A 17,021-nucleotide genomic window follows, 5' to 3' on the forward strand; every position below is an offset into this window, starting at 1 on the left:
TTGTTGATCCACATACGTGGTGGGTACCGCTATCTGTCGACGCCCGACCGGTGAGCAGTACCGGTATCCGGGCAGGCGTCGTCCGTGCAGGTGAGCAGCCGTGTGGCGGCCCCCAAACCCGCGGCCTCCGGCTCCTGGTTGAGCAGCCCCGTCGGATCGTGCGGCGGATTCCGGCGAACCGCCGAGGCGCAACGAACGCGCACACGAAATGACGTTGCCCAGGAGGACGAAACCGCGACGAGCGAGCCGGTAAGGATCGCTCGCGCCACTCTTCCACCGACAGCCGATGCTATGACGACAACAGTGGTGCGACTTCCCCGGCAATTCGAAGCCAAGATCGTTCCGGATGGGAACGATCACGATCCCGCTGCCTTTTGCGACCAAGTTTCGAGCCTGCACTTTCTTTGCGGTCGCGGTCGAAGTCGAAATGAAAACTAGGTTCGGGGGTGTCGGCGCGAACAGGTGATTACGAGCCAACGTGCGGTGGCCCGTTGGCAGGGGTGTGGGAACACGGACGGTGACCGGGTGGTGACCCTTCGCCCGATCGGGTCGAACGGCGGGCGCAATCCGCCCGCCGGGGCCGAATCCGGGACGAGGGGAGCGCCCCTCGGGGGTTCTCTAGGGGGTCCCTCGGCGACCGTGCGGCGGAGCCGAAACCAACCCCGTCACCTGGGGGTCGTCGGGAGGCGCGGTCGCCGCGCCCGGCCTCTTCGGCGGGTCGAACCCCTACCGGGTGGGGAGTTCGAGCGTGGTCGTCCCGGCGGCGCGAATCGACACGTGTCGCCTGACCTGATGGAGTCGCTCACCCACACAGCGTAGCCGACGCGTGGTCTCGGGAGTGAGATCCAGCCATCCGGGGGGCATGAAATCTCGCCTGGGGCCGTCGAGGGGCCGTACTGGCGTGTAAAGACTCCCTCACGGTTGCCTCTCGGTTGTTTCTCGGCATGTCGAGGGCCGCAGTTTCGTCCAGCGCGGCGCGGCCGTCCCGGGCCGCCCGCCGCGGACTCGACCCGACACATCGGCAGGTCGGCGAAGTGCCAACCGGCCCAGACGAGTTCACCCACTCTTCAACGTCGGGTCGAACGATGGCCACGCAACCTGCGGGAGCACCCTCGAATCCATGGTTCTTGACGCCCAACGAGCGCAACCCGGTCATGGGAACGGCGGACGCGCCACAGACTGGGGGCATGACGCACAACGCCTCGCCGGTCGAGCCGGCGGCCCAGTGCCCTCTACCGGAACCTTTGCCACCGCACCGCAGCTCGTCCTCGAAACGACTCGTCGGCGTGGACCTCGCCCGCGGGCTGGCCGTCTTCGGGATGTACGCCGCACACGTGGGACCCGACCCCGCCGAAGGCGGGCTCACCGGCTTCGTGATGGAGCTGACACACGGCAGAGCCTCGGCCCTGTTCGCCTTCCTGGCCGGCTTCTCCCTCGTCCTGATCACCGGCCGCGAGCGGCCACTGACCGGCCGCGCCGGCCGGCAGGCGATCGGCCGCGTGCTGATCCGCGCCTTCGTCCTGATCGTCGTGGGCACGGCGCTGACCAAGACCGGCACCCCCGTCGACGTGATCCTCGCCTTCTACGGCCTGTACTTCGTGCTGGCGCTGCCGCTGTATCGGCTGCGCGCCGGCACGCTCGCGGCAATCGCCGCCGGCACCGCACTCGTGCTGCCACAGGTGCTGCACGTGGTCCAGGCGTCCATCCACGACGGGAACTGGGCGCAGAGTGTGATCCGCTACGATCCGTTCGCCCGGATCAGCGGCACCCAGGGCTTCCTAGATCTGCTGTTCACCGGCAACTACCCGGCCCTGAGCTGGATCTCCTTCGTCATCGCGGGCATGGCCACCGCCCGACTCGACCTCCGCTCGACCGCCGTGCGGCTGCGCCTGGCCGCCGTCGGCGGCGCGCTGGTCGTCCTCGGCCACGGCGGCTCCTGGCTGGCCCTGCGGCTGTTCCCGGACGCCGTGGACACCATCGGCGAGACCGGCGGCGCCGGGTACAACGCGCCCACCTCGGCCTGGTGGTCGGACACGGCCGGCTTCCCACCGAAGAGCCCGCCCGCCGGCTGGCTGGCTGCCGGCTCACCGCACAGCGAGACCACCTTCTCCATCCTGGGCGCCACCGGCGTCGCCCTGATCGTGCTGGTCGGCTGTCTGTTCGCGATCGACCGACTCCCGCGCGTACGCCGAGCGGCCCGCCCGATCATCGCGGTGGGCACCATGTCTCTGACCGCGTACGTGCTCAACATCGTCGGCATCCGACTGCTCGACATCCGGGACGTCCCCGGCTCCTCGCTGTCCACCCTGCTCGGCTTCTGCGTGGTGGCCGCGCTGTTCGCCGTGGCCTGGCTGCGCTACTTCCGCAGAGGCCCCCTGGAATACCTCCTCAACAGCGCCACGAAGCTCGCCCGCTACGTCAAGTAGGCCCGCGCGGATCGGGGAGGGTCATGCGGGGGGTCGACGGCCGGCGTGTACCGGAACACGTCGCGGGGGTCCCGGCGCGCCTGCACGCGTTGCAGGCGGGGGTAACCGTCCCGGTAGTACAGGGTGTGCCAGGCGGTGCCGGAGGTGTTCCAGACGGGCTCGGCCGGGTCGACGACGGGGACGCGCACGGAGGGGTCGGTGGTGAGGTTCTCGAAACAATGGCCGCCGTTTGCGGACCGCGACGCGCCGCCCGCCGCGGATCGCGTCCCGGGTGGCGCGCACGACCTGATCGGTCGAGCCGAGTACGCGGATCTCGTCGGGGCGGGCCGACGAAGCGGAAGTTGCGGCCGCGTGGCAGGCCGCCGCAGCGGATCTCGTCCGGGCGGACGGTGACGGGTCCGAAGGCGGTCGGGCGCACGGTGGCGCGGCACCAGCGACCGCGCCACCGTGCGTCCGACTCCACGAGCCGGATCCTCGTGTACCGCCCATTTCGCCACCGGCCGTGCGTCGGCGGCACGCCCACGGCGTACCGTCCGGCGCCTGCCTCGGACCCGACGAGCCGTCCATGCGCCGGGTCTTGGGTGCATAGCGCGCCCCCTACCGGGGAAACACCGGAACGTTTTCGGTGGGTGTCCCGGTCGCGCCCTCCCCGTCGGGTACGCCGCATGCCCTCCCCTTGGCGATCCGGCGAGCGACCGGGCGACGACCACCGCCCGACCACTGCCCGACCACCGCCCGACGACCGCCCGACGACCGCTCGCGAGGAGCCGTATGTCCGTGTCCGGAGACAGCGCCGCCGTACCCATACCGAATTCCCGTCCCCGGGACCGCCCGTTCGACCCACCGGACGTCTTCCGGCACCTGCGCGCCGCCGACCCGGTGACCAAGGTGCCGCTCCCCGACGGGAGTTCGTTGTGGCTGATCACCCGCGACGAGGACGCCAGACAGGTCCTCGTGGACCGCCGATTCACCACCGCGAGCACCCCCGACCTGCTGCGCCCGCGCGACGCCGATCTCGAGGCCCGCCGGGTCGGCAACCTGCTCAGGCTCGATCCCCCCGAACACACGCGGGTACGGCGGTTGTTGGTCGGCGCGTTCACCCCGAGCCGATTACGGCAGATGCGTACGGACATCCGACTCCTGGTGTCCGACGTGCTCGAGACGATGGCCCGGCTGACCCCGCCGGTCGACCTGATCGCGCACTTCGCGCTGCCGATACCCTCGTTGGTGATCTGCGAACTGCTCGGCGTGCCCTACGCCGACCGCGAGGGCTTCCAACGCCGGACCGGCACGCTGCTCGACTTCGCCCAACCCACCGAGAAGGTGACGGCCACGGCGGCCGAGGCCCGCGAGTACATGGCCGGCCTCGTCGCCCGCGAACGCGACAAGCCCGGCGACGGCATCATCGGCACCCTCGTCCGGGACCACGCCGACGCGCTCACCGACGCCGAACTGATCGGCCTGGCCAACCACTTGCTCGAAGCCGGACACGAAACCGTGGCCGCGATGCTGGGCCTGGGCACCCTCGTCCTGCTCGGCGACCCCAGCGCGGCGGCCCGACTGCGCGACGACGAGACGGCGGTCCCCAACGCGGTCGAGGAACTGCTCCGCTACCTGACCATCATCCCGTACGCCCTGCCCCGAACGGCCCTGGCGGACGTACCGATCGCCGACACCACGATCGCCGCCGGCGACCACGTGGTCATCTCCCTGGCCTCCGCCAACCGCGACGAAACCACCCACGATCACCCGGACCGGTTCGACCTCGACCGCCCATCGACCCCCCACCTGGCCTTCGGCCACGGCATCCACCACTGTCTCGGTGCCCAACTGGCCAGAACCCAACTGACCATCGCCATCCCGGCGCTGCTCCGCAAATTCCCCACCCTGCACCCGGCTTCCTCCCGAACCGACCTCCGCTTCCGTACCTCGTCGGCCGTATATGGCGTACGGGAGTTGCCGGTTGCCTGGTGACTCCGCCGGCCCGGCCGCCGTTGCCGCGGTGCCTCGGGTCAGGTGCCGGCGATCAGGAACTCCTCGCCGTTGGACGTGCGGAGGCCGTCCGTGCGGTCGGCGAAGTAGCGGGCGTTGAGCATGGCCGCCGAGACGTGGCGGGTGCGGGCGAAGCCCGCCCGGTCGGCCAGGGCGAGGATGGTGTCCGGGGCGTAGAAGCTGAGGAACGGTGTGCCGGACGCGCGGGCGCCCTTCTCCACGGCCAGGCGGCCGGGGCGTTCCTCCTCGTCGAGGAGTTCCAGGGGTGGTTGGAACGTCATGGCCAGCGTGGAACCGGGGGCGAGCGAGGCGATCTGCCGCAGCGTGGCCTCGTTCGCCTCGTGGGTGAGGTACATGCTGACGCCGGCGGACGCGACGACGGCGGGTCGGCCCGGGTCGAATCCGGTGGCCGTCAGCTGCGCCCACCACGACTCGTTCGCCTCGAAGTCGACCGGCACCAGGTGCAGCCCGTCGGGAACGCCCAGGCCCAGGTCGACCAGGCGGCGGCGTTTCCAGGCCTGCGGGCCGGGCCGGTCGACCTCGAACACCCGCAGCCGGGCCGCGACTTCGGGCCGGCGCTGGGCGAACGTGTCCAGGCCGGCGCCGAGGATGACGTACTGGTCGACGCCGTGCCCGAGTTGCTCCAGCACCAGGTCCTCGATGTACCGGGCCCGGGCCAGCACGCCGCCCCGGTAGTGGCGGGTGCCGTCGGGATCCATGTCCGGGAGTCGGAGCCGGTCGTCGTCGGGGGCGGCCAGGCGCAGGCCGAGCTCGTCGTCGAGGACGTGCGGCGGGGCGTCGACCCGCACATGCAGGGCCCGCCACAGGGCGACCCGGACCGCCGTACCGTCCGGCTCCGGGGTATGCGCGTCAGTCATGCGGGTTCGCCGCCGGTGCCTGGAGGTGCCAGATGCGCCCGTCGGGGTCGCGCACGGTCATCTCGCGGGTCCCGAAATGGGTGTCCTCGAAGGCGGTGACGACGTCCACGATGGGATCCGCGTGGAACGTGTCCGCGTCGGCCACCTTGAGGGCGATCCCGATCCGGGTTTCCCGGTCCTCGGGGACCTCGGCGATGAACAGGTAGGGGCCGTCGCCGTTGCGGAGTTGGCCCGAGTTGTGGTCCGTCGCGAAGTCCAGTTCGTAGCCCAGGGCCTGGAAGAACTTGGCGGACTTGCCCCAGTTGTGGGTCTCCAGGAATACCGCTTCGATGCCTTCGGTGCTCATCTCAGATCTCCTTCTCCGTCGCCGGCGGCGGCTGCTCGGGGGACTCGTCGAGGTAGGCGCGCAACGCGGCGGCGACCAGCGCCGACAGCGACAGCTCCGACTCGATGGCCCGATGCTTCACCTGCTTGATCAGTGAGATCGGCAGGTAGACGTTGAACTGCTTGACTTCTTCGTCGCCCACGCCGTCGATGCTAGCAAGCTATTGCTTTGCCTTGCGGATACTGTGTGTGACTCAGGTCACATTACTCGTGTCATACGGGAAGTCGTCACCGAGCGTGTACGGGATGTCCGCGTTTCGTACAGCGATGGGAAATCATCATGCGTCTTCGCAACCTCGCGCTCGGGCTCGTCACCGGCGGCGTCGTGCTCGTCGGCACCGTGTTGAGCACCCTCCCCGCCCAGGCGGCTCCGGCGACGGTGACCTGCAACCATCCCTGCCACCCGCCGGCCAGTCCCGGCTACACCTACATCACCGACTACTACTGGGCCAGTGCCTGCAACGACACCGGCAACCAGGGGATCAACGCGCACCGCTGGTCGACGTACCAGTGCACCGGCGGCGGTCAGTTCGAGAACTACGAGCTGTGGGTGAAGTGAAGTAGCCACTCCGACCGGCGACGGCCCACGGCGCCCGGCCGCCGGGCCGTCGCCCGGCGTCGCCTCCACCGACGAGTCCTCGGCGGAGGCGACGCCCCCTTCGGATGAACGGCCCTCGGGTGAACGACCCTGGGGTCACCGGCGTTCGGGGGATCAGTCCTCGCCGGGGATCCTGGCCTCGCCCGCCGGTCGGCGGACCGCGGCCTCGACGAGCTTGGCGATTCGCGCGGCAGACACGGGGATGCCGGGGGTTCGGCCGGTCCAGGCGAAGAACTCGTCGAGGCTCACGGCGGGAATCTCGCCGAGGTACGGGCGCACGTACACCGGCGTGTCCGGCTCGCTGCGCCAACTGGCCGCGAGCGTACCGGTGTCCACCGTGTCCCAGCCGAGGATGTCCAGGAGGCGTGCGGCCTCGATCCTGGCCTCCGGGTCGTCGCCGGCGATCGGCAGGGCGCTGCGGTCGGCGGCGCCGGCGGGGCGGGCCAGGGAGAACAGCTGGTGCGGGGTGATCGTGTTGAACGCCTTGACGACCCGGGAACCCGCGAGGTGACGCTGGATCAGCGCGCTGGAGGTCAGCTCGCCCGCATCCAACTCGGGCAGCCGGCCGTCCCGTTCGGGGTAGTAGTTCGCCGTGTCCAACACGGTCTTGCCGGCCGGCGCGTCGGCGGGGAGGTGTCGGAAGGCGCCGAGCGGGATCGCCGCCACCACCAGGTCGCCGGCGCGCGCCGCGTCGGCGGCGGTGCCCGCTCGGGCGTGCTCGCCGAGGTCGGCGACCAGATCGGCGAGGGATTCCGGGCCTCGCGAGTTGCCGAGGACGACATCGAGGCCGGCCGCGACGGCCAGGCGGGCCACGGAGGTTCCGACCATTCCGCTGCCGATGACGCCGAGCGTTGGGGGCATGGCTTGGTTCCGTTCGTTCGTTTTGTGCTTTCGGACGGGTGTCACGACCCAGCGTGCGGCGTGGCAAACGTGCCGACCAGGACCGTGCGCTGCGTACTCACCGCGTGATCACCCATCGCGCGCCCGGGCGTAGGGTCGTCGCGTGGACGACCGGACCGAACTGAGCGACTTCCTCAAGTCCCGCCGGGCGCGCCTGCGGCCGGCCGATGTCGGACTGCGCGACTACGGCGGGGCGCGCCGGGTCGCGGGGCTGCGGCGGGAGGAGTTGGCCCGGCTGGAGGGGGTGAGCATCGCCCACTACACACGACTCGAACAGGGCCGGGGTGACGCCGTCTCGGCGGAGGTCCTGGACGCGATCGGCACGGCGCTGCGCCTGGACGCGGACGAGTCGGCATATCTGCACCGGCCGGCCCGCCGTCCCCGGCCGTGTCCGGGGGCCGCGACCTCGCCGGAGGTACGTCCGGGCCTGCGCTACCTGCTGGAGTCGTTCGTGTTGACGCCGGCGCTGCTGGTCGGGCGGCACACCCAGATCCTCGGCTGGAACCGGCTCGCGGTGGCGGTGTTCGGCGACTTCCCCGCCCTGCCGCCGGAACGCCGCACGACGTCGCACCTGCTGTTCACCGAGCCGTACCTACGACTGCGCCGCGCCGGCTGGGAACGTGCGGCCCGCGGGCATGTGGCGCACCTGCGCGTACTGCTCGGCCGGTATCGCGGGGACGCCGAACTCGCGGCGCACCTCGACCACATGCGCGCCCTCAGCCCGGACTTCGCCCGCATGTGGGCCGAACACCCGGTCGCCCAGGTCCGCGACCGCGTCTACGTCCTGGACCACCCCGAAGTGGGCGAACTGACCCTCCACGGCGAGCTGATCGCCCTCCCCGACGACCGGTCCTGCTGGGGCCTGGACGCCTTCGCTGCCGAACCGGGCTCGGCATCGGAGCGGGCGCTACGGGAGTTGGCGAACGGGTAGGCCGACCCGACCCGACCCGACCCGACCGGTGCCGGGGCTGGGGACGTGGGTGGTCGTCGTGCTACATGTGGTGCATGGTGTCCATGGATCGGCTGTTGGCGTTCGCGGCCGTGTCGTTTCTGTTGATCGTGATACCCGGCCCCAGCGTGCTGTTCGTGATCGGCCGAGCGTTGGCGCAGGGGCGCCGGGCCGCGTTGACCACGGTCCTGGGCAGCACGCTCGGGGCGTACACGCTCGTGGTGGCGGTGGCCCTCGGCGTCGGGTCCGTCGTGGAGCGCTCGATCGTGATCTTCACCGCGCTGAAGCTGATCGGCGCCGCCTATCTGGTGTATCTCGGCGTCAAGGCGTTCCGGGCGCGCGGGTCGTTGCAGGCGGCGGTCGACGATGCCGTTCCCGCGCGCGGCGGCCTGCGCACGTTGTGGGAGGGGTTCGCGGTCGGTGTGACCAACCCCAAGACCATCGTGTTCTTCGCCGCCGTACTGCCCCAGTTCGTCGACCCCGACCAGGGCCACGTGCTGGGTCAAATGTTGTTGCTCGGCCTGGTCTTCAACGTCATCGGGGTGGCCTCCGACACCGTGTGGGGCCTGGTCGCGGCCACCACCCGGACCTGGTTCGCGAGCTCTCCCCGACGGCTGGCCAGGGTCGGCGGCATCGGTGGGGTGACGATGATCGGGCTCGGGGTGAGCATCGCCGTGACGGGCGGTAGGGAGTAGGCAGCGCTGCACCACTGCATCACCGCAGCACTGCTCGACCGCACCGCCGACGGTCGACGCGGTTACCCCAGGCTGATCACCATGTAGCTTTCGCCCGGACCCGGTGGGCGGGTCCAGGAGCGGGTGTGCAGGGTGTGCAGGCGACCCTGGGTAAGTGCGAAGCGGGGCAGGGTGACGCCGAATTCGGCGGTGATCGCCTCCAGGGCGCGCAGTCGGCCCGATGGCCCGACGAGTTCTTCGGCCTCCTCGCCGCTGCCGCCGGAGGGCCCTCGCGTGAACAGCCGTTCCGGATCCAACGTCGCCGGGATCTCGCCGCTGCGGGTGATTTCGGTGCCGTGTACCGTGCAGGCGTAGCGCTCCCCGCCGCCCTCCGCCACCGACAGGTGGAACACCTCGGGTGACCAGGCCGGTTGCGCAGGAGCACACCACACCACCACGGCCCGGCCGGCCCGGGACGCGGCGCCGGCCGGGGAGACGAACCGTGCGGCGTGGAACGGACTCGGGTCGGCGTCGAACGCGAAGCTCCAGCCGGGTGCGGCCCGCCCGATCGCGACCAGCGCGAGATCGCGGTACGACGAATTCTCCCTCGTGCGCGTCGCGTTCTCGGCTTCCCAGCGTGTCATCGGGACATGTGGCGCCGCGTTCTCGTCGGCGCCGAGGTACGCCGGGAGTTCGGCCGGTGTCGCGCCCTCGACCAGGACGAAGCGGTATCCGCGCGCCCGCCCGTTGTGGTCGGGCTCGGCCAGCCAGGCCAGGTCCTCGGGGTCGAGGTCCGGCGCTGCGGGCGGGGTGTCGCCGGTTCCGCCGCCCCGGGGTGTGGCCAGCAGTTCCAGGCCGCGTTCCGGGGTGATCAGCGGTCCGAGCAGCGGGTCTTCGAGCAGCGCCACGGGGGCGATGTGGTCGGGCCCGAGCGGCTCCCACTCGGGCAGCGCCGCGCGCAGGGTCCGCCAGGCCCGGTCGGTCTCGGCCCCAGCGCGCCTGCTCCCGTGCGGCGTCCACGGCCCGGCCGAACGCGCCCGGCGCGGTGTAACGGTAGGTCAGGTCACGCATCCGGCCCAGCAGTTCATCCGCCGCCGCGCGGGCCGTCCCGGACAGGGGCCGCAGGTGCAGGTCCCAGAGCGTGTCGTGCCGGTGGTTTCGCACCTGTATGCCCGCCAGCGCGGGCAGGAACTCCGGGGCGTAGAGCGGGTCGACGGCGGGCGCCGCGAAGTCGACGCGGTAGGTGTCGCCGCGCAGTCGAAGGATCTGTGCGTGCAATACCTCGGCCCCTGGCCGTCCATAGTCGTGCGCCCGGGCGAATTCCGTTTCCGCCCGCTCGTATTCCCCATCCAGCGCCGCCCGTCGGGCCTCCGCCAGTGCCGCGTCCAATTCCCGTGTCGTGGCATTGACGAACGGCCGCTCCGGATCCCGGCCCGCCCGCAGACTGTGGAACTGACGATGCATCGCCGACATGAACTCCCGGAAGGACGCGAACCGTTCCGGCGGGCTACCCGACCAGCTCGAATAGCGGTACACCGCCCACTCGCCCGCCGCGTCGACATCGCCCGGGTCCAGCAGGACCTCCGTGATGTCGGATTCCACGGCCACCTGCAACGCCCGCGACCACATCCCCGCCGACAGCCGCAGCTCCGCCGGGGAATCCTCGTCCACGCCCTCTCCGAACAGCTCACCGAGCCCGAACTCGTCCTCGTACCACCGCGCCCCGTCCGTCCCGCCGAGCAGGTAGACGAACCCGCCCGCGTGCCGCCAGCCGTCGGTGACGGCCAGGAACTCCCGGTACGAAGGCGGGAATCGGCACCCCAACCGGGCCTCGGCGGCGGCGATCCGGGCCTCGGGGGCACCGTCGAATCCCAGCCAACGGGTGTGCAGCGCCTGCTCGTCCTCCTCGCCGAGGACATCGTCGGGGCCGGCCGCGTCGGCCCACTCCGCACTCCACCGCACCAGGAACGCCCGCCAGTCGAACTCCGCAACATCGGCCATGCCACCCATCCTCGCGGCGAGGACCGACACGACCGACCCCTTTGCGTGGCGGTGTGGCGGCGGCCCGACCGACCGCCGCCACACGCTCGTTCGTGGGCGGGACCCAACCGGCCTCAGCCGGCGACCGTGGCCAGGTCGCGCGGGTGGGTGCGACAGTCGCGGCGCAGCCGGTGGAGGGTGAAGCGGTCGAAGAGCACCGGGGTCGGGACCGGGTTCGCCGGCGTCGCCGACGGTGTGTGGTAGTAGCTGACGGTGATCGTGGTCCGGCCGCCGATCAGGGTGCCCGGGTCGACGTCGAACACCGCGACGCCGTACGGGAATGCGGTATCCGGGTCGCGCACCGCCGACCAGGTGGCCTTCTCCTTCGCGTCCGGATCGGCCTTGTAGGTCAGCCGTTCGGTGCGCACGAACGCCTCCGGGACCCCGCTGCCGTCCGGGTCCGGCAGGTAGGTGTCGTCGTGCGAGGCGGTACCGCCGCCGCCGAGGATCAGATGCACGGTGCCCTTGGAGGTGTCGATGTCGCGGACCTCGTCGCTGACCACACTGGGCCGCAGCAGGTTGCCGGGGTCGGTGCCGCGTACGGCGTAGGTGCGTTCGTAGTCGTGGTCGTGCCCGCACAACACCAGGTCGACCTGGTGGCGGTCGAAGAGCGGCAGCAGTTGCTCCCGCAGACCCATGTCGCCGCCGTGACTGCCGGCCGAGGACGACATCGCAAACTGGTGCATCGACGCGACGATCCAGTCCACCTCGTGCCCGGCCCGGGCGCGCGCCAACGTGCGCTCCAGCCAGCGCAGTTGGGCGCCCTCGCTGTAGCCGGAGATGTAGATCGACTGTCCCGTGGCCGGATCGAGGCTGGCGTCGTCCTCCACCGCGAGATCGTTGGCGTCGACGGAGACGAACAACACCGAACCGACCTGGAAGCTGTACCAGTTGCCGCAGTAGTCGCGGGTGTGGTTGTCCGGCAGGTCGAACCGGGTGTGGTAGGAGGCGTAACCCAGTTCGCCGCCGCCCGCCTCGACCTCGTGGTTGCCCGGCGCGGGCATCCAGGGCCGATTTGCGGCCGAGACGGACATGTTGTTCATGAACGCGTTCCAGGCCTGCGGCTGGCTGTCGGCGTTGTTGTTGGCGTACGCGAGGTCGCCGTTGAGCAGGTGGAACAGCGGCGCGAACTGCTCGACGTGCCGGACGGCGGCGGCGCCGTGGATGTGCGACTTCTTGAACGCGCCGGAGCCGGTGCCCAGATCGCCGAAACTGGTGAACCGGAAGGCCCGGCGGCCCGGTTCGGGCGCGGTCCGGAAGGTGCCGCGCTGCGCCGTCGCGCCGTCGTGGGATACCTCGTAGACGTACGCGGTGTCGGGCCGCAGGCCGTGCAGGCGGACCCGGTGGGTGTACGTCTCGACCTTGTTCAGGCCGTCGACGTAGGTGCGGGTCTCGGCCCGATGCACCCGCCCGAATCCGTCCTTCGCGGTGCCCAGGCGCAGTTTCGGGCGCTGGACGGAGGTTGCGGTGGCCCAGGAGACGGTCATCTCCCGCGACGGTTCGTTGCCGTAGCTCAGGTGCACCTGTTCGGGTCCGCGCGTGTCCGCGACGGCGGGCCGGCTCCACAGCAGGGTCGAGGCCGGGACCGCGGCCAGGGCCCCGGTGGCGGCCGTGGTGCGGAGAACGGTTCTGCGCGAGGGATGTGCCACTGTTGCCTCCTGGGCCGTGGGAATCGCCCGAAGGGTCACAGCTGCGGGTGACGGCAGCACCGGCGGGGGAGGAACGCATCACGTCCGGAAGGGGAACGTCGGCCCCGGATGGGGTGTTTCGGGCAATTTCGGCGAACGGCCGTTCGAGTAAAGGGCGTTCGCGGTCGATGGAAGTCGATGGAAGTCGATGGAAAAGGGCTCGGCAGGCGTGGGACGGCGGGGGGAGAATGCACGGATGACCATCGACCCGCGTGCCCTGTCGTTCGATACCGCCGCCGCCCAGTACGCGGCGAACCGTCCCTCCTACCCGCCCGCGCTCCTGGACGCCGTCGAGGAACTCGCGGGCCGCCCGCTTGCCGGCGCCCGGGTGGCCGACATCGGCGCGGGCACCGGCATCGCCACCACGCTGCTGCGGGAGCGCGGCGCGGACGTGATCGCCGTCGAGCCGGGGCCCGGGATGGCGGCGGAGTTCCGGCGGGCGTTGCCGGACGTACCGCTCGTCCGGGGCGACGGCAACGCGTTGCCGCTGGCCGATGCGTCCCGGGACCTGATCACCTACGCCCAGTCCTGGCACTGGACGGACCCGGCCCGGTCCGTTCCGGAGGCGCTGCGGGTGTTGCGGCCGGACGGCGCGCTGGCCGTGTGGTGGAACACCGATGCCCAGGACGTGGCGTGGATCGTGGCCCAGAACGAGCGGGTCGCGGAGCACTGCGGCGTCGATCCGCCCACCTCGTCCCGCCCGGACGACGCCCGCGCCGCCGAACTCGCCGGCTTCGCGGGCCTGCGGGTCGGCCGCCGCCAGGTGCGCTGGAGCCGCACCGTCCCGCTGGACATCCACCTGGCCAACGTGAGCAGCCACTCGGCCTTCCTGGTCCTGGACCCGGCAAGCACCGAGGCGTTCGTGACCGAGGAACGCACCCGGCTGCGCGAACTCTTCCCGGACGAGAAGGTCGAGGAGACGTACGTCGTCGACTTGCTGGTGGCGCGGAAGGCAACGGCGCCCTCCTGACCGCGCCGCGCGTACTCGACGCCCACCGCGGTTCCGGACACCTCGCCACCGGCGACGCCCCGCACCTCGCCCCCGGGCCACGACGGGAAACCGCGGCGCCGGGCGCGCTGCCCGCCGCGAAACGCGCCCTACCGTGCGCCGCCCGGAGCGGTGCACACTGGCGGGGGTAGGCAGGCGACCCGACCTCAAGGAGCGATGTGGATACGCGGCCCGAGCACGTACTGCGCACCAGGATCGGAGGCAGGTTCGTCGACCTCCCCGGCACCCTCGACGGCATCCGCGCTTCGTTGCCCGAGGACCGGCGCGAGGAGTTCGACCGTGCCGTGGGATCGGTCCCCCTGACCGAGGTGCCTCTGGTCGCGGCCAGGTGGAGCCTGCCGCCCGAGGCCATTGCCGAGGACGACGCACTGGTTGCCCAACTCCGCGCAGGCGACCACTCGAGCTTCGTTGGCCTCCACGATCCCGGCGACGGGCGCCCCGGATGACGTACAGGGTGCAGTACTCGGGGGAGGCACAGGCCAACGTCGATGCCTTGCCGGCTGACATACGCCGCCGGTTCGACGCCGACCTCGCACGACTCGCCGGCGACCCGTACGGCATGGGGTCGAAGGCGATCCGGGAACGCGACTACCGTCAGACGGTTCTGGGCGGCTGTATCACTGTGTACTACGTTGGCGCGACCGTCCGCGTGGTCTCCGTCGTACGCGTCCAGGGCCCGCCCTGACCCGACCCGTCCACCCGGGCCGGGGTCGGCACGTCCCGGCCGACGACGGAGACCAACGCTCAGTCGAGGCAGAACTCGTTGCCCTCGATGTCCTGCATCACGAGGCACGACTCGTTGACGCCGTCGGCACGCAGTAGTTGCACGCGTACCGCGCCGAGTGCGACCAGTCGGGCGCCTTCGGCCTCGAGGGTGGCCAGGCGCTCTTCGCCCACGAGTCCGATGCCGGCCCGCACGTCGAGATGCACCCGATTCTTGACGACCTTGCCTTCGGGAACACGCTGGAAGAACAGTCGCGGGCCCACACCCGAGGGATCCACGCAGGCAAACGCCGCACCCTGATTCTCGGGCGGCAGCGTGCGGTCGAAATCGGCCCAGGTGGCAAACCCCTCCGGGGGCGGCGGTACGACGTAGCCCAAGACCTCGCACCAGAAGCGAGCGACGCGCTCGGGTTCCGCGCAGTCGAAGGTGACTTGGACCTGCCTGATCGATGCCATCGGATCACCCTAGCCGCGGGGTCCTCGTCGTCTCCACCGGCCCGCCCCTGCCGGGTCGTCCGCACCCTGATCCGCGCCCGGGCCGCGTCGCACGTCAAGAATCGGTCGGCTGTTTCGACCTGGGGGTGACAACCGGCTCGACCGGTGCGTGCAGCGCCCGGTGAACGTGGAAGGACCGACGATGAACGACGCGACCCCGGTGAGGGCCGGGCGGCGGGAGTGGATCGCGCTCGGGGTGCTCTCGCTCCCGACGCTGCTGGTCTCCATCGATGTGTACGTCCTGCTCCTGGCCCTTCCCCACCTGACGGCGGACCTGGGCGCGAGCAACATCGAGCAACTGTGGATCACCGACATCTACGGGTTCACCCTCGCCGGATTCCTGATCACGATGGGCAGGCTCGGCGATCGGATCGGCCGGCGGAAGTTGTTGCTGATCGGGGCCGCGGTGTTCGGCGCCACCTCCGTGGTCGCCGCGTACTCGACCAGCCCGGCGATGCTGATCGCCGCCCGCGCCGTGCTCGGTGTGGCCGGCGCGATTCTGGCGCCGTCGACCGTGTCGCTGATCCGTACCCTGTTCCCGGACCCCAAGCAGATGGGGCAGGCGATCGGGATCTGGGCGCTGTGCTTCTCGGCCGGCGCCGTGATCGGCCCGCTGGTCGGCGGCGCGATGTTGTCGCGGTTCTGGTGGGGTTCGGTCTTCCTGCTCGGGGTGCCGGCGATGTTGCTGCTGCTCGTGGTCGGCCCGCGCCTGCTGCCCGAGTACCGTGATCCGCAGGCCGGGAAGCTGGACCCGATCAGCGTGGTGTTGTCCCTCGCCGCCGTACTGCCGGCCATCTATGGGCTCAAGGAACTGACCAGGAACGGTTGGCAGCCGCTGCCGGTCGCCGGGGTGGTGATCGGGCTCGCCTTCGCCGTGCTCTTCGGGCGCCGGCAGCGGCGCCTGGAACACCCGCTCCTGGATCTGCGGTTGTTCGCCAACCGGTCCTTCGGCACGGCTCTCGGCGGCATGGTGTCCGGCACGCTGCTGATCGGCGCGATCATGCTGTTCATCACCCAGGACCTGGAACTGGTCGAGGATCTCTCGCCGTTCCGGGCCGGCCTGTGGATGTTGCCCGCCGTCTTGGCGAACGCGTTGTCGTTCGCGGTGTCGCCGATCCTGGCCCGCCGCTTTCGGCCGGCGTATGTGATCGGCGTCGGGTTGGCGATCTCGGTGTGTGGCCTGCTCGTGCTCACGCAGGTCGACACGACGTCCGGGCCGACCACCCTCGCGACCGGGTTCGCGCTGATCTTCCTCGGCTCCGGACCGCTCGTGACGCTGAGCATGGGACTGATCATGCTGACCGGTTCGGCCGCTGCCCGGTCGGCTCGCCCACCCGGTGGGCCGACCGTTGCCGGTGCGACGGCGAAGCGCGGCGGCCCGGTCATCAAGTGTTCACTGCGCGGGTGTTCCGGACTCGGGGTGAGTGGTGGTGTTATGCGAGAAGCCGTCCGGATATCCGGATGCCTACTCGTGGGAGATTCTCATGCGTACAGTTCGCCGCGTCACCGCCACCACCTCCGCCCTGGCCCTCGTCTCCGCCGGATTCGTCTTGACCACCGGGACCTCCGCGCAGGCCACGAAGACCGTGAAGAGCACGAATATCGCGCTGACTTGCTCGCAGGCGTACCTGCCGCTGCCCGACCCCGGCTGCCAGCCCGGCGCGCTGAACAGCGACGTCACCCAGGACACCATCCAGGACACGATCTGCGTGCCCGGATACAGCTCGTCGATCCGGCCGCCCACCAGCTACACCAACGCCCTGAAGGTGAAGCAGATCGCCGAGTACGGCTACGACGACACCGACACTGCGGACTACGAGGAAGACCACCTGATCAACCTCAGCCTGGGTGGCAACCCCAGGAGCCCGCTGAACCTGTGGCCCGAACCGCGCTACGCGGTCGGCGGGAAGACGGCCGCCGACAAGGACACCGTCGAGTTCAAGCTCTACCGAGCGGTATGCGACGGCACCATCCAACTGGCCCCCGCCCAAAAGGCCATCGCCACCGACTGGACCACCGCCCTGGCCGCCGTCGGCATCGGCTGACCACGACGCTCGACACCGAAGGTCCTCGCTCAGGACCGAGGACGACAAGCGCGCCCGCTTCGCGGACCGGGTACGGACGCCGGCGCCGGCGCTGGCGATCCGGGAGATGCGGGGCGGGCCCGCGCGGCCGATGTCCGTTGCTCCTCCGACGTGTATCGGGCCCGGGGGCCGAAATGCGTCGTGGTGCGCGTGCGAGCGTTCCGGGTCGATAAGCCTTGCG

The 17,021-nt window shown here is 70.8% G+C and carries 17 protein-coding genes and 2 pseudogenes; 10 read left to right on the top strand and 9 right to left on the bottom strand.

The annotated features are described in order from the left end of the window. Positions 1–1,187: 1,187 nt before the first annotated feature. Positions 1,188–2,426: a DUF418 domain-containing protein gene (locus tag ABIA38_RS13370; protein WP_424638794.1), complete on the top strand. Its 1,239-nt coding sequence runs from the start codon at positions 1,188–1,190 to the stop codon at positions 2,424–2,426. On the opposite strand, the gene ABIA38_RS13375 is transcribed toward ABIA38_RS13370, so the two are convergent. Beyond that, positions 2,414–2,614: a BBE domain-containing protein gene (locus tag ABIA38_RS13375; protein ID WP_424638795.1), complete on the bottom strand. Its 201-nt coding sequence runs from the start codon at positions 2,612–2,614 to the stop codon at positions 2,414–2,416. The genes ABIA38_RS13370 and ABIA38_RS13375 overlap by 13 nt on opposite strands. Positions 2,615–3,197: 583 nt before the next feature. On the opposite strand from ABIA38_RS13375, the gene ABIA38_RS13380 reads away from it, so the two are divergent. Next, positions 3,198–4,400 (top strand): cytochrome P450, encoded by a 1,203-nt coding sequence (locus tag ABIA38_RS13380; RefSeq protein ID WP_424638796.1) that lies wholly within the window; start codon positions 3,198–3,200, stop codon positions 4,398–4,400. 38 nt (positions 4,401–4,438) lie between these two features. Here the strand turns inward: ABIA38_RS13380 and ABIA38_RS13385 are convergent, their stop codons facing one another. Genes ABIA38_RS13385 through ABIA38_RS13395 form a run of 3 tightly spaced genes read right to left on the bottom strand, consistent with a single transcriptional unit; the run spans position 4,439 to position 5,823 of the window. Continuing rightward, the gene (locus ABIA38_RS13385; protein ID WP_424638797.1) at positions 4,439–5,296 is read right to left on the bottom strand and encodes a class I SAM-dependent methyltransferase; all 858 of its coding nucleotides are present in this window, start codon (positions 5,294–5,296) and stop codon (positions 4,439–4,441) included. Continuing rightward, on the bottom strand, positions 5,289–5,642 hold the full coding sequence (locus ABIA38_RS13390; protein ID WP_424638798.1) for a VOC family protein: 354 nt from the start codon (positions 5,640–5,642) through the stop codon (positions 5,289–5,291). The genes ABIA38_RS13385 and ABIA38_RS13390 overlap by 8 nt, the downstream gene beginning before the upstream one ends. A 1-nt stretch (position 5,643) precedes the next feature. Then, the gene (locus ABIA38_RS13395) at positions 5,644–5,823 is read right to left on the bottom strand and encodes a CopG family transcriptional regulator (protein WP_424638799.1); all 180 of its coding nucleotides are present in this window, start codon (positions 5,821–5,823) and stop codon (positions 5,644–5,646) included. Positions 5,824–5,960: 137 nt separating this feature from the next. Here ABIA38_RS13395 and ABIA38_RS13400 point away from each other — a divergent pair, with 137 nt between their 5' ends. Beyond that, positions 5,961–6,239 carry a hypothetical protein gene (locus ABIA38_RS13400; RefSeq protein ID WP_424638800.1) on the top strand — a complete coding sequence of 93 codons (279 nt, stop codon included), beginning with the start codon at positions 5,961–5,963 and terminating at the stop codon, positions 6,237–6,239. A 153-nt stretch (positions 6,240–6,392) separates the two neighbouring features. On the opposite strand, the gene ABIA38_RS13405 is transcribed toward ABIA38_RS13400, so the two are convergent. Beyond that, positions 6,393–7,139, bottom strand: a complete 747-nt coding sequence (locus ABIA38_RS13405; RefSeq protein WP_424638801.1) for an NADPH-dependent F420 reductase — start codon at positions 7,137–7,139, stop codon at positions 6,393–6,395. Between the two features lie 142 nt (positions 7,140–7,281). Here ABIA38_RS13405 and ABIA38_RS13410 point away from each other — a divergent pair, with 142 nt between their 5' ends. Continuing rightward, positions 7,282–8,109: a helix-turn-helix domain-containing protein gene (locus tag ABIA38_RS13410; RefSeq protein ID WP_424638802.1), complete on the top strand. Its 828-nt coding sequence runs from the start codon at positions 7,282–7,284 to the stop codon at positions 8,107–8,109. Positions 8,110–8,183: 74 nt separating this feature from the next. Then, a complete protein-coding gene (locus ABIA38_RS13415; protein WP_424638803.1) occupies positions 8,184–8,822 on the top strand; it encodes a LysE family translocator in 639 nt (212 codons plus the stop codon). Positions 8,823–8,884: 62 nt separating this feature from the next. Here ABIA38_RS13415 and ABIA38_RS13420 read toward each other — a convergent pair whose 3' ends face one another. From ABIA38_RS13420 to ABIA38_RS13430, 3 genes and pseudogenes are all read right to left on the bottom strand, one after another. Further along, positions 8,885–9,709, bottom strand: coding sequence for a hypothetical protein (locus ABIA38_RS13420; protein WP_424638804.1), 825 nt, complete (start codon positions 9,707–9,709; stop codon positions 8,885–8,887). Positions 9,710–10,328: 619 nt separating this feature from the next. Continuing rightward, a pseudogene (locus tag ABIA38_RS13425) lies at positions 10,329–10,811 on the bottom strand (SMI1/KNR4 family protein); the annotation flags it as partial. A gap of 104 nt (positions 10,812–10,915) precedes the next feature. Then, positions 10,916–12,490, bottom strand: coding sequence for a purple acid phosphatase family protein (locus ABIA38_RS13430; RefSeq protein WP_424638805.1), 1,575 nt, complete (start codon positions 12,488–12,490; stop codon positions 10,916–10,918). Between the two features lie 235 nt (positions 12,491–12,725). Between ABIA38_RS13430 and ABIA38_RS13435 the strand changes: the two genes are divergently transcribed. The 3 genes from ABIA38_RS13435 (at position 12,726) to ABIA38_RS13445 (ending at position 14,223) form a co-directional block, all read left to right on the top strand. Then, the gene (locus tag ABIA38_RS13435) at positions 12,726–13,499 is read left to right on the top strand and encodes a class I SAM-dependent methyltransferase (RefSeq protein WP_424638806.1); all 774 of its coding nucleotides are present in this window, start codon (positions 12,726–12,728) and stop codon (positions 13,497–13,499) included. Positions 13,500–13,696: 197 nt separating this feature from the next. Further along, positions 13,697–13,984: a hypothetical protein gene (locus tag ABIA38_RS13440; RefSeq protein ID WP_424638807.1), complete on the top strand. Its 288-nt coding sequence runs from the start codon at positions 13,697–13,699 to the stop codon at positions 13,982–13,984. Beyond that, on the top strand, positions 13,981–14,223 hold the full coding sequence (locus ABIA38_RS13445) for a type II toxin-antitoxin system RelE family toxin (protein WP_424638808.1): 243 nt from the start codon (positions 13,981–13,983) through the stop codon (positions 14,221–14,223). The genes ABIA38_RS13440 and ABIA38_RS13445 overlap by 4 nt, the downstream gene beginning before the upstream one ends. A 59-nt stretch (positions 14,224–14,282) precedes the next feature. On the opposite strand, the gene ABIA38_RS13450 is transcribed toward ABIA38_RS13445, so the two are convergent. Further along, positions 14,283–14,717, bottom strand: coding sequence for a VOC family protein (locus ABIA38_RS13450; RefSeq protein ID WP_424638809.1), 435 nt, complete (start codon positions 14,715–14,717; stop codon positions 14,283–14,285). Between the two features lie 181 nt (positions 14,718–14,898). Between ABIA38_RS13450 and ABIA38_RS13455 the strand changes: the two are divergent. Continuing rightward, positions 14,899–16,002, top strand: a pseudogene (locus ABIA38_RS13455) (MFS transporter); the annotation flags it as partial. A gap of 238 nt (positions 16,003–16,240) precedes the next feature. Continuing rightward, on the top strand, positions 16,241–16,801 hold the full coding sequence (locus ABIA38_RS13460) for a hypothetical protein (RefSeq protein WP_424638810.1): 561 nt from the start codon (positions 16,241–16,243) through the stop codon (positions 16,799–16,801). The last annotated feature ends 220 nt before the right edge of the window (positions 16,802–17,021 follow it).

Origin of the sequence: Embleya sp. AB8 (assembly GCF_049739465.1) — a bacterium.
Lineage (GTDB): Bacteria > Actinomycetota > Actinomycetes > Streptomycetales > Streptomycetaceae > Embleya.